The sequence below is a fragment of the Flavobacterium sp. genome (assembly GCF_031381455.1).
Classification (GTDB): domain Bacteria; phylum Bacteroidota; class Bacteroidia; order Flavobacteriales; family Flavobacteriaceae; genus Flavobacterium.
On the sequence record NZ_JANMXZ010000038.1, the window covers coordinates 171716 to 184393 of the forward strand.

13 protein-coding genes and 1 pseudogene are annotated in these 12678 nt (G+C 35.3%); 9 read left to right on the top strand and 5 right to left on the bottom strand.

Translation table 11 applies throughout. The features are described from left to right. Positions 1–13 precede the first annotated feature (13 nt). The 8 genes from atpG to RMN97_RS09580 all read left to right on the top strand — a co-directional run bounded on the left by atpG (position 14) and on the right by RMN97_RS09580 (position 8014). Complete coding sequence (atpG, locus tag RMN97_RS09545; protein WP_309614286.1) at positions 14–874, top strand: ATP synthase F1 subunit gamma; 861 nt, start codon at positions 14–16, stop codon at positions 872–874. Positions 875–1004: 130 nt separating this feature from the next. Beyond that, the gene (locus tag RMN97_RS09550) at positions 1005–1442 is read left to right on the top strand and encodes a GNAT family N-acetyltransferase (protein WP_309614287.1); all 438 of its coding nucleotides are present in this window, start codon (positions 1005–1007) and stop codon (positions 1440–1442) included. Between the two features lie 50 nt (positions 1443–1492). Beyond that, complete coding sequence (locus RMN97_RS09555) at positions 1493–3040, top strand: oligosaccharide flippase family protein (protein ID WP_309614288.1); 1548 nt, start codon at positions 1493–1495, stop codon at positions 3038–3040. Beyond that, on the top strand, positions 3018–3452 hold the full coding sequence (gene dut / locus RMN97_RS09560) for a dUTP diphosphatase (RefSeq protein WP_309614289.1): 435 nt from the start codon (positions 3018–3020) through the stop codon (positions 3450–3452). The genes RMN97_RS09555 and dut overlap by 23 nt, the downstream gene beginning before the upstream one ends. Before the next feature lie 127 nt (positions 3453–3579). Next, positions 3580–4590 carry a sugar phosphate nucleotidyltransferase gene (locus tag RMN97_RS09565; RefSeq protein WP_309614290.1) on the top strand — a complete coding sequence of 337 codons (1011 nt, stop codon included), beginning with the start codon at positions 3580–3582 and terminating at the stop codon, positions 4588–4590. Positions 4591–4594: 4 nt separating this feature from the next. Next, the gene (locus RMN97_RS09570) at positions 4595–5950 is read left to right on the top strand and encodes a tetratricopeptide repeat protein (RefSeq protein ID WP_309614291.1); all 1356 of its coding nucleotides are present in this window, start codon (positions 4595–4597) and stop codon (positions 5948–5950) included. Further along, entirely contained in the window at positions 5950–6738 is a 789-nt protein-coding gene (locus tag RMN97_RS09575) for a DUF4292 domain-containing protein (RefSeq protein ID WP_309614292.1), read from the top strand. Before RMN97_RS09570 ends, RMN97_RS09575 begins: the two co-directional genes overlap by 1 nt. Positions 6739–6754: 16 nt before the next feature. Continuing rightward, positions 6755–8014: a peptidoglycan DD-metalloendopeptidase family protein gene (locus RMN97_RS09580; protein WP_309614293.1), complete on the top strand. Its 1260-nt coding sequence runs from the start codon at positions 6755–6757 to the stop codon at positions 8012–8014. Between the two features lie 97 nt (positions 8015–8111). On the opposite strand, the gene RMN97_RS09585 is transcribed toward RMN97_RS09580, so the two are convergent. Beyond that, positions 8112–8621, bottom strand: a complete 510-nt coding sequence (locus RMN97_RS09585; RefSeq protein WP_309614294.1) for an acyl-CoA thioesterase — start codon at positions 8619–8621, stop codon at positions 8112–8114. Positions 8622–8681: 60 nt separating this feature from the next. Then, positions 8682–9620, bottom strand: a complete 939-nt coding sequence (locus RMN97_RS09590; protein WP_309614295.1) for an SPOR domain-containing protein — start codon at positions 9618–9620, stop codon at positions 8682–8684. A gap of 101 nt (positions 9621–9721) precedes the next feature. Here RMN97_RS09590 and dprA point away from each other — a divergent pair, with 101 nt between their 5' ends. Then, the gene (dprA, locus tag RMN97_RS09595; RefSeq protein WP_309614296.1) at positions 9722–10834 is read left to right on the top strand and encodes a DNA-processing protein DprA; all 1113 of its coding nucleotides are present in this window, start codon (positions 9722–9724) and stop codon (positions 10832–10834) included. Positions 10835–10836: 2 nt separating this feature from the next. Here the strand turns inward: dprA and RMN97_RS09600 are convergent, their stop codons facing one another. From RMN97_RS09600 to RMN97_RS09610, 3 genes and pseudogenes are all read right to left on the bottom strand, one after another. Continuing rightward, positions 10837–11244, bottom strand: a complete 408-nt coding sequence (locus RMN97_RS09600; RefSeq protein WP_309614297.1) for a hypothetical protein — start codon at positions 11242–11244, stop codon at positions 10837–10839. Between the two features lie 31 nt (positions 11245–11275). Next, positions 11276–12253 (bottom strand): tryptophan--tRNA ligase, encoded by a 978-nt coding sequence (gene trpS / locus RMN97_RS09605; protein WP_309614298.1) that lies wholly within the window; start codon positions 12251–12253, stop codon positions 11276–11278. A gap of 151 nt (positions 12254–12404) precedes the next feature. Then, positions 12405–12678: pseudogene (locus RMN97_RS09610) on the bottom strand (ribonuclease Z); the annotation flags it as partial.

Sequence of the window (12678 nt, forward strand, 5' to 3'; positions counted from 1 at the left end):
TAATACTCATAAAATGGCAAACTTAAAGGAAATACGTAATCGGATTAGTTCAGTTTCATCTACGATGCAAATCACATCGGCGATGAAAATGGTTTCTGCTGCAAAGCTGAAAAAAGCTCAAGATGCTATAACAGCGATGCGACCTTATGCCGAAAAACTGACCGAACTTTTGCAAAATGTAAGTTCAACTTTAGATGGAGATGCCGGTGGCGAGTTCACAGCACAACGCGAAATAAACAAAGTTTTACTCGTAGTTATAACATCTAATAGAGGTTTGGCAGGTGCATTTAATACGAATGTTATTAAGCAAGCTAAAGAGGTTGCAGATAGTTATGCAGGAAAGCAGGTTGACATTTTTCCAATTGGTAAAAAAGGAAACGACGCTTTAGCAAAAACGCATACGGTACACGCGCATCACAATGCAATTTTTGATAATTTGACTTTTGAGAATGTTTCGACTATAGCTGAAACATTAATCGAAAAATTCACATCTGGTGAGTATGATAAGATTGAAATTATTTACAACCAATTTAAAAATGCTGCGACACAAATCGTTCAAACCGAACAATTTTTACCGTTAGCACCAGTAAAATCTGATGTACCAGCTTCAACAGGAGATTATATTTTTGAACCATCAAAAGAAGAAATTGTATTGACATTGATTCCAAAATCATTGAAAACACAATTGTACAAATCAATCAGAGATTCATTTGCTTCTGAACACGGAGCGCGTATGACAGCAATGCACAAAGCAACTGACAACGCAACCGAATTGAGAAATCAATTGAAATTAACATACAACAAAGCGCGTCAGGCTGCAATTACTAATGAGATCTTAGAAATCGTTGGTGGAGCGGAAGCTTTGAAAGGATAAGAAAAAATTTTAATTTTTTCAAATCTTCAAACAAGCGAAGCTTTGAAAGGATAATTCTTAATTCACAATAGTTAAAAAAAGAGCCAACATTTGTTGGCTCTTTTTTTATACATTTAAATAAAAATCCACAATGGAAATTAAAGAACTTACTTCATTAGAAGAAATGCTTCCTCAATACGATTTGATGCATTTAATGTACATCAAAATGACTCCGGACATGTACAAATCCTTTCTCGAAGTCATGATTCCAAACAATTATTCTCAAGTGGCTGTTTATGAAAACAATGAATGTCTCGGAGTTACCGGAATTTGGTTCCAAACCAAACTCTGGTTTGGAAAAGCTATAGAAATTGACAACTTTATTGTCCATCCTGACCATCGTTCTAAGGGAATTGGCAATAGGATTTGCGCCTTTGTTGAAGCGAAAGCCAAGGCTTTAGGCTGTACGAATATTGTTTTAGATGCCTATACTTCAAACTTTCCGGCGCACCGATTTTACTACAATCAAGGATTTGGCCCCAAAGGTTTTCACTTCGTCAAAATTTTAGACGAAAACGGCTTAACATAAACCAAAGAATTGGTTACTTTTGTTACAATTCCACAGCAATATTCAACACCTTGAGTTTATATAAAAATCTCTTTAAGCAAACAGCCATTTATGGACTGGCGACGGTTTTGCCCAGGATGTTCGGTTTCCTGCTGGTGCCCATTTATACGCACTACCTGCCAAAAGCGGAGTACGGTTCGGTAAACGTTATTTTTGCCTATATGATTTTCTTCAATGTGATATTGGCATATGGCATGGAAACCTCATTTTTCAGATTTTACAACAAAGAAGAAAACAAGGAAAGTGTCATTGAAACGTCAACAATTTCCATACTGGTTACGTCTTTGATTTTTCTCGTCGGTTCACTGTTGTTCCGAAATACATTTGCCGGATTTATTGGCTTTGACGTGCAATACATTACGTATACGATTTGGATTATCGTGCTCGACGCACTTGTCGTAATACCATTTTCCAAGCTTCGCGCCAAAGGAATGCCGATTCGGTATTCCATTATCCGAATTGGAAACGTAGTCGTAAATTTACTGTGCAATCTTTTCTTCCTGATTTATCTGCCTAAAATAGCCAAAGACTCGCCGGATTCACTATTGGGTTCAATATACTTTGACCATTTTCAGGTTGGCTATATCTTTCTTTCAAACATCATAGCCAGTTTCCTGACTTTTTTGGTTTTACTGCCAAATTATTTCAATATCAAATGGCAGTTCGATTGGAAGATCTGGAAAAAAATGATTCGCTATGGATTGCCCATTCTAATCGCTGGAATCGCATTTGCCATCAACGACCAATTTGACAAAATCCTTTTGGAAAAAATGCTTCCGGCCAATATTGCAAAAGAACAGGTGGGTGTTTATGCTGCATGTTACAAACTTGGGTTGTTTATGGTTTTATACAGAACGGCATATACTTTAGGTATCGAACCTTTCTTTTTTAGCCATTCCACCAATGAAAAAGCGAGCGAAACCTATGCGACCGTAACCAAATATTTTGTGATTTTTGGCTCTTTCATTTTGTTGTCAGTAATCGTTTTTGCCGATTTGTTCAAGCAGCTCATGATTCGCGACCAACAGTTTTGGGTTGCGATGAAAGTTGTTCCACTGATTATCCTTGCCAATTTTTTCCTGGGTATTTACACCAATCTTTCTGTTTGGTACAAATTGATAGACAAGACGTACATCGGCGCTTATATTTCAATCATTGGCGCTGCAATTACGCTGGTGTTGAATTTTCTACTGATTCCCTTTTTCCAGGAGCATGGTTCAGAAGGTTATATGGGTTCAGCAATAGCGACTATCGCAGCTTATGGCAGCATGATGGTTATCTCTTATGTTTTGGGTAATCGATATTATCCGATTCCGTATGACATGAAAAAAATAGGAGGCTATTTAGGATTGTCGATATTGTTTTCCGTAATTTCATTTTATTACTTCCGTGAAAATTATTTTGTTGGCGTTGCCCTTTTGTTGGTTTTCCTGTATTTCATATATTACAACGAAAAAACAACGCTGAACGCCATAATCCGAAGAAAAGCAGCACTGCCGACCGTAAAAGATATAATTCCAAATACACAAAATCCTGATGAAGATCCAGATTATCAATAAATCACAACACGATTTGCCAAATTATGAAACCATTGCTTCAGCAGGAATGGACTTAAGAGCAAATTTGACAGAACCAATAGAACTAAAACCTTTAGAGAGTGCCATAGTCAAAACTGGACTTTTTATCGAATTGCCAATTGGCTATGAAGCACAAGTTCGACCAAGAAGTGGATTGGCTGCAAAAAAAGGAATAACCGTTCTCAATTCTCCTGGAACAGTTGATGCCGATTATCGCGGAGAAATTGGTGTGATTTTAGTAAATTTATCGAATGAAAATTTTGTCGTAGAAAACGGCGAAAGAATTGCCCAATTAATCATTGCCAAACACGAAAGAGCCGAATGGATTGCTGTTGAAGAGCTTTCGGAAACGCATCGTGGCGAAGGTGGATTTGGCAGTACAGGAGTAAAATAGTTTGCAGTGTTCAGTCGCAGTAAGCAGTTTGTCACACTGAGCGCAGTCGAAGTGCTTATATATAAAAAATAGAAATTAAATAAACAAGAGACACGAGATTGCTTCGTTCCTCTCAATGACATAAACAATGAAAATAATAGTTCCAATGGCTGGTCGTGGCTCACGTCTTCGCCCACATACATTAACCATCCCAAAACCATTAATTCCTGTTGCCGGAAAACCAATCGTTCACCGATTGGTAGAAGATATTGCCGGAGTTTTGAATCAGGATATCGAAGAAGTAGCATTTATAATCCACGAGAGTTTTGGTAAAAAAGTAGAAGAAGATTTGATTGCTATTGCCCAAAAATTAGGTGCAAAAGGAACCATCTATTATCAAAACGAAGCACTCGGAACAGGTCATGCGATTATGTGTGCCAAAGATTCCCTTACCGGTCCAGCAGTAATTGCGTATGCAGATACGTTGATTCGCGCCGATTTCGATTTGGATAAAACGGCCGACAGCGTTATTTGGGTAAAACAAGTGGATCATCCGGAAGCTTTTGGTGTAATAAATCTAAATGATGCAGGCGAAATTGTTGAATTGGTAGAAAAACCAAAGGAGTTTGTTTCAGACTTAGCAGTAATCGGAATATACTATTTTAAGAATATTTCCGTTTTAAGAGATGAGCTTCAGTCCGTTTTGGATAATAATATAATTCACGGTGGCGAATACCAAATTAATGACGGAATTAAGCAAATGATGGCAAAGGGCATGAAATTTGTTCCGGGGCAGGTCGACGAATGGATGGATTGCGGGAATAAGGATGTTACAGTAGAAACAAATTCCAGAATGTTAGGGTTTTTACACAATGATGGTGAGCATTTGGTAGATTATGATGTGAAAATAGAAAACTCGTCCATTATTCCTCCATGTTATATCGGTGAAGATGTGGTTTTGATAAATTCGACTGTTGGTCCAAATGTATCATTAGGAAAAGGAACCCACGTTACAGATTCAACAATTAAAAATAGCCTGGTTCAAACACATGCTCATATTAAAAATGCTAAATTGGATAATGCTATGATTGGAAATCATGCGAATTTTGACGGTAATTTTACTAGCATTAGTATTGGAGATTACTCAGTTTTAGAATAAAAAAATGAAAAAAATTGCAATGTATTGTCTGTTACTTTTTGGGATGATTTGTGTTCCCAATATCACTTTGGCTCAAAACGAACCAACGAATGATGTTGTGACTATAGACGATGGATTTGAAGATTTATTCTATGAAGCAATCCAACAAAAAAGCATCGAAAACTACGACAAGGCAATTGAGGCTTTGGAAAAGAGCAAAGCCATTGAACCCGAAAATCCTGTAGTTTATTTCGAATTAGGCAAGAATTATTTAGCTCAGAAAAAGTATAATGAAGCCTATGAAAACTTTGAAAAAGCGGCCAAAATGGATCCAAAAAACCGTTGGGCTTGGGTTGGAATGTATGATGTTTGTTATGCCGTGCGAGATTATAATAAAGCGATTCCGATAGTTGAAAAATTGGTAACATTCAAGGAAGATTATAAAGAAGACCTGACTTCGTTGTATATGAATACACAGCAATTTGACAAAGCATTGGATTTGATAAATGAATTAAATGCAAAATTTGGAAAATCGGATAAACGCGAATTGTATAAGGCAGATATTTTAAAAGATGCTAAATACCAATCGGCTGAAAAATTCAATTTGTTGGATCAGATTAAGAAATTTCCAAAAGAAGAATCCAATTATATTGCTCTGATTTATATGTATTCACAGAGTAATCAGGAAGAAAAAGCATTAGAAATTGCTCAGAAATTAGAAAAGGAAATTCCAACTTCTGATTGGGCACAAGTGAGTTTGTTTAAATTTCATTTGAATAATAATGATGGAGATAATGCCGTGAAAGCCATGAATATTGTGTTTCCAAGCAAAAAAATAGATTCTAAAATTAAACATCGAATGCTCAATGAGTTTCTGATTTTCACCAAAAACAATCCAAAATACGAAACCGATTTAGACAAAGCCATTTCTTATTTTGATAATGATAAAGAAGTAAGAGTTGTCAAAGAAATAGGCAAGTTTTATTATTCCAAAGCTAATTTTGGGAAAGCCATAAAGTATTTAAATATGCATTTAATGAGTGCTCAAGACGATGTTGAAACACAGCTAATACTGCTACAGGCTTACACGGAAAATCAGCAGTTTAATGATTTGGCTAAAAAAGCAGATGACTTGACACAACTTTTTCCAACGCAACCACAGTTTTATTATTATGCCGGTCTTGCTAATAATCAACTGAAAAACTTCAAAAAAGCAGCAACCATTTTAGATTCCGGTTTAGATTTTGTCGTTGACGACGCGCCACTGGAAATCAATTTTAATATTCAATTGGGAGAAGCCTATAGTGGTTTAGGAGATGCAAATAAGAAAGAAAAGTATTTTGCCAAAGCGGAAGAGCTCATAAAAAAACAAAAAAAATAATGAAAAAAGGATTGTTTATTCTGTCGATTATTTTTTTAAGTTCCTGTAAATCGAAAGCGGTATTTGTTGATACAAAGACTCCAACAGCGGTTGTAAAAGTGGAGAATGCTTTGACTTCTGAAAAAATAATTCAAAATCATTACAATAATAAAAATAATTTTTCGACGTTATATATCAGAGCAAGTGCCAAATACAAGCACGAAGATGATTCGCAAAGTGTTTCTGCCGAAATCAAAATAAAGAAAGACGAGAAGATTTTAGTAAGTATCCGTGTATTAGGCATTACAATGGCGAAAGCTTTGATAACGCCAAAGGAAGTAAAATATTATGAAAAAATAGGCGGGAATTATTTTGAAGGAAATTACGAAGCGCTGAGCCAATGGCTAGGAACCGATTTAGATTTTAATAAAATACAAAACATGCTTATTGGGCAACCAATTGACGATTTGACAAGAGGGAATTATACATTTATAGAAACAAATAAATTTTATAAATTGAATGCTGTTGAAGACAAAACCGAAAAATCTTTTTTCTTTGAAGCAGAGCATTTTTTATTAAAAAAACAAGAAATTAGTCAACCTGAAAAAGAAAGAAGTTTTGAAGTGAATTATCCCAATTTTCAGGATTTTGCTTCGGGCATTTTCCCAGCAGGTTTGACGATAAATGCGTTTCAGAAGAAAGGAAAAACAACCATTATAGTTGATTATAATTCGATAACATTCAACGAAGATTTGTCATTTCCTTACAGTGTTCCCGATGGATATGATAGAATTTCTATAAAAGATTAGCCAAAATAAAATAACAATGCCAAAATTATTTTTCTCATTATTATTCTTCTGTTTCACGATTCAAATGTGGAGCCAACCGCCAACGCAAGAACAACTCGAAGAGCGCAAAGCTAAAATTCAGTTAGAGATTCAGGAAAAAGAAAAGCTATTACAATCCGTAAAAAGCAAAGAAAAATCGGTGGTTACTCAGTTAATGCTTCAAAAAGAAAAGATTGGGTTAAAAGAAAAACTGATAAAAACAACTGAGAAACAAACGAAGTTGTTAGTTAATGATATTTATGTAAATCAAATAAAAATCAACCAACTCAATCGCGATTTGGAGCAGCTCCGAAAGGATTATGCCGCGATGATTATGAAGTCTTATAAAAGCCGATCGGAGCAAAGTCGCGCTATGTTTTTGTTGTCTTCAGAAAACTTTTTGCAAGCCTACAAAAGAGCGCAGTATATGAAGCAATATGCAAGCTACCGAAAAATGCAAGGGCAAGAAATAGAGGGAAAAACAAAGCAATTGGTTGGTTATACCAATAAAATTGTTGTCCAAAAAACGGAAAAGGAAAAGCTAATCACGGAAAACGAAAACGAAAAGAAAGAATTAGAAAAGGAGAAAAAAGAACAGGAAAAAATAGCACTTCAAATACAAAAGGATAAAGGTAAAATCACAACAGAAATCAAACAAAAGCAAAAAGAAACAAGAAAGATTGATGCCCAAATTCAAAAATTAATCCGTCAGGCTATTGCTGCAGCCAATAAGAAAACGGCAGCTGCAAACGCGAAAGCAAATCCAGGAACAACTGCAGCCTCTACAAAAAAAGTTGAAACATCTGAAAAAATAATATTAACTTCTGAAGGGCAATTGGTTGCCAATAATTTCAGAGCCAACAAAGGGAAATTGCCTTGGCCTGTTGAAAAAGGAGCAGTTTCTTTACCATATGGAGATCAGCCACATCCTATATATAGAACACTTACGGTTCACAATAGCGGTGTTGAAATTACTACAGAAAGCGGAGCTTCTGCCAGAGCAGTTTTTGGTGGTGAAGTGACAAAAGTAATTAAATTATCACCTCTAAATATTGCGGTTTTTATACAGCATGGAGATTATTTCACGGTATATCAAAACCTAAGTAGCGTAAGCGTAAGCGTTGGAGATAAAGTTTCCACTAAACAAACCTTAGGGAAAATCAGAACTAATGGCGACACTGGGAAAACAATTGTAAAATTCCTGATACTTCAAAATACGACATACAATAATCCAGCTACATGGTTATTTAATATGTAAAAAATCCATAAAAAGAGTAACCGCAAATTCGCAAATTATAGTAATATTAATTTGCGAATTTGCGGTTAAAATAAGTAACATGTTGAATATGTAACGGCTATAAAAACAATGCTTTCAATTCGGTCGCATCATGTGGATTCATTTTTCCGGCCAAAACCAAACTCAATTGTTTTCTGCGCAAAGCAGCATCATATCTAGATTTTTCCTCATCTGTTTGAGGATCAATTTGTGGAACAGGAACAGGATTTCCCATTTCATCAACAGCAACAAAAGTGTAAATGGCTTCGTTTGCTTTAGTTTTATTTCCCGATTCTCTATCTTCTATCCAGACATCCAAAAAGATTTCCATAGAGGATGTAAAAGCACGAGAAACTTTGGCTTCAACCGTTACCACGCTTCCTAAAGGAATGGCGCGATTAAACGCTACGTGATTTACAGAAGCAGTGACCGTAATTCTTCGTGAATGTCTTCTGGCAGCAATGCTTGCAGCTCTGTCCATTCGGGCTAATAATTCGCCTCCAAAAAGATTATTTAAAGGATTGGTTTCGCTTGGTAATACTAAATCGGTTAAAATGGTTAACGATTCAGAAGGATGTTTTGGATTCATACTATTTTTTTTGCAAAGGTACTTACTGAAAACAAAAAACCCTGATTTCTCAGGATAATTTTATAATGCTTCAATTAATAGCCAAGCGTCTTTGTTGTCTAATTTTTGAATGTCTTTCATCGCTTGATGTGCTTCAGTGTAAGTCGAATAACTTCCGTATAAGACAGGAAATAATCCATGCTTGTTTGGTGCTAATCTTTTGGCTTTTGTAAAACCTAATTTAAGCAGTCTTTGATATTGATCTTCTGCATTGCGTTCTATTCTAAAAGCACCAGCAACCACACAATAAGGCATTTTTTCTGCAGCAACCGTAAGTGTAACTGCGGGTAATGGATTAGAAATATAAAAAGTAGCTTCCTGAATTTTTTGATTTACTTTTTTCTGAACATTGGTTTCTACGATTAGCGTTTCTTGTGCAATTTGGTTTTCGTAATATTTGTAACCAAAAGTTCCTGTAATTCCGGCTGACAACAAGAAAACAGCAGCATATTTTAAAACGGAATAATTTCTCTTTTTCTCTGGAGTGAAAATAATTGGTGTTTTTTCTTCGAGTTGCTCAACTTGTTTTTTATAAACTTCACGTTTTACCGAAGGTGAAACAAATGAACTCAATCCGAAAGAGGCTGTAAAATAATTGATTTGATCTACGGGAACAAAAACAATATTTTTTTCCGAATTCAATGAAAAATCACCAACATTTTTTACCGAAAAACTTCCGAATTCCTGAATTTTAGTTTTCCAATGTGATACTTCGTTTTGAATAATATTTACCGCAATTTCATAGGATATTTTTTCAGCTTCTGCCAAGTGGTTTGCTAATAATCCGTCATTGTTTTTAATAAACGGATTGAAAGAAACCATTTTTTTTGGCGGATAAAACGAATGCGAGTTTTCGTCCAGTTGCGCCGACTGAAATTCAGTCAGAAACGCACCAAATCCTGGTACTGTAACACATTGATAACGATATAATAATTGGGAAATGTATTGTTCAATTTTCATATTAACAAATTTAGATAAACAATAATACTATCAAAAAATTATTCACAATATTTATTAACAATCCAAAGAAAAAATAATTATTTTTGTAGTAAAATAAGCACGTGAATACAACTGAACTTTTTTACATTTTGGCACTTTTAAAAGTTGAAGGCGTTGGAGATATCGTTGCCAAAAAACTCATAAATAATTGTGGTTCAGCCGAAAATGTATTTAACTCCAAATCACAATCATTAAAATCAATTGATGGAATCGGAGCTGTTTTGATAAAAAATCTTAAGGATAAAACCATTTTTGAAAAAGCCGAACAGGAATTGCGTTTTATCGAGAAAGAGAAAATAACAATTTTGTATTACCAAAATGACGATTATCCAAGCAAGTTAAAACATTGTATTGATGGACCGGTTTTGCTTTTTGGTTCGGGAAATATAAACTTCGAAAACAGAAAAATAATCAGCATTGTTGGGACACGAGAAGTAACTTCGCATGGCGTAGATTTTTGCAAAAAACTGATAGAAGATTTAGCTGTTTTCAATCCAATAATTGTCAGCGGTTTTGCCTATGGAGTTGATATTATTGCGCATCAGGCAGCAATAGAAAGCAAGCTCCAAACAATCGGTGTTTTGGCTCATGGTTTAAATCAGGTTTATCCAAAACCGCACAAGAAATATGTTGCCAAAATGGAAAATAACGGTGGATTTCTAACTGAATTTTGGAGTAATTCTAATCCCGAAAAGGAGAATTTTGTAAAAAGAAATCGCATCGTTGCTGGTATGGGCGAAGCAACTGTTGTAATTGAAAGTGCCGAGAAAGGAGGTTCCTTAATTACAGCAATAATGGCAAATGATTACAATCGAGATGTGTTTGCTGTTCCCGGAAGGATATCAGATAAATACAGTCAAGGATGCAATAATTTAATCAAAACACAACGGGCTAATTTAATGACTTCCGCAGCCGATTTGGTTTATATTTTGAATTGGGGGATTGATTTGCAGACTAACAATGACAAAGCTGTTATTCAAAAGCAGTTGTTTGTTTCGCTTGATAATGACGAACAAAAAGTTTACGATTATCTACAAAAAAGGGGAAAACAATTGTTAGATACCATTGCCCTCGAATGTGATTTTCCAATTTTTAGAATTTCGCCTTTACTGTTAAATATGGAATTGAAAGGCGTTATTAGACCTTTACCTGGGAAATTGTTTGAAGCAGTATAAGGCTATTTTTTTGGCATTACCAAAGTAAATGATTCTTCTGTTCTATCATCCCCAAAACCATGAGCAATAGTAATAGTAAAACCATCTGGAGCTTCAACAACACTTATTATTTCTGAGTTAATAAGTGTATCAACTTTATACAACTTTGTTGTGATTTCTCTCCCTAGGAAACTAACAGAAATATATGCATTTTGTATAGCACCTTCGGGATCTTCATTTTTTGAATAGCCTAAATCAGTATTGATAATAAAGGTTTTTATTAAATAATTTTTGAAGCCAAATCCATTGTCATTATGAATTTTAGCAAGCATTTTACTCAGATCGGGGTTTTTTTCTTCGGTGTATTTAATTTGTGAAAAAGCAGTAAAAGATAAGAAAGTGAGAAGCACGGTTAAAACAATATTTTTCATGTCAAATAGATTTTTATCAAATGTATGGATTTTATTCAAACCCCAATTTCATTCTGACTTTTTGCAAAACAACATCGGCAATTGCCCCAGCTTTTGTGGCACCTTTTTTTAGTAAAACATCAACTTCAGGCAAATTATTCATGTAGTAATTGTATTTCTCTCGTTCTGTTTTGAAGTTGGCAACGATTAACTCAAACAATTCCTGTTTGGCATGACCATAACCAAAATCTCTATTGACATTGGCATATTTGGTTTTCATTTGAGCAATTTGTTGCGTGTTTGCCAATAATTTATAAAGGCCGAATATTTTGCAGGTATCAGGATCTTTTGGTTCTTCCAAAGGTGTGCTATCGGTTTCAATACTCATGATTTGCTTACGTAATGCTTTATCATCCAAGAATATGTTGATGATGTTACCACGTGATTTACTCATTTTTTGACCATCAGTTCCAGGAACATACATCGTCCCTTCCTGAACTTTGGCTTCTGGAATTACAAAGGTTTCTCCCATTTGATGATTAAAACGCGATGCTACATCACGTGTAATTTCAATATGTTGCAATTGGTCTTTTCCAACAGGAACAAAATTGGCGTCATACAATAAAATATCCGCTGCCATTAGCATTGGATATGAAAACAAACCTGCGTTAACGTCTTCTAATCTATCTGCTTTGTCTTTAAATGAATGTGCTAATGTCAAGCGTTGAAAAGGGAAAAAGCAACTTAAATACCAAGACAATTCAGCTGTTTGAGCCACATCGCTCTGACGATAAAAAATCACCTTATTGACATCTAATCCACATGCCAACCAAACCGAAGCTGTGCTATACGTATTTTGACGAAGTTCATCTCCGTTTTTAATTTGTGTAATCGAATGCAAATCAGCAATAAATAAATACGATTCGTTACTTGGATTTTTTGACAGTTCAATAGCGGGTAGAATGGCACCCAATAGATTTCCTAAATGTGGTGTTCCTGTGCTTTGAATTCCGGTTAGTATTTTTGACATGGTATTTTAATTTCAACCGCAAAGTTCGCAAAGTTTTTCGCAAAAGTATACAAAAATTAAAATGGATTTTAACTTAGCCCCGATGGAAGGAAATGCCGCGCATGACGAACAGCGGGAAAAAGGAAAACAAGAAAACCCTAGCTATTCGCTTCTAATTCAAATCAAATTCTCGTCCATCATCGGCGAGAAGGACATTTGGAAAAATAGTTTGTGCCTCGTCTTTGAAGAGTTCGATGTTGCCGTAACGCGTTGAATAATGCCCCAGTATCAAATTTTTAACCTTAGCTTTTAATGCAATTGTCGCGGCTTGCTTGGCGGTGGAATGCATGGTTCGTTCTGAAAGATGTGCTTCCGATTCGAGAAAAGTACTTTCGTGGTACAAATAATCGGCATTTTCAATTAGCGGAATAATGGCTTCGTTATAC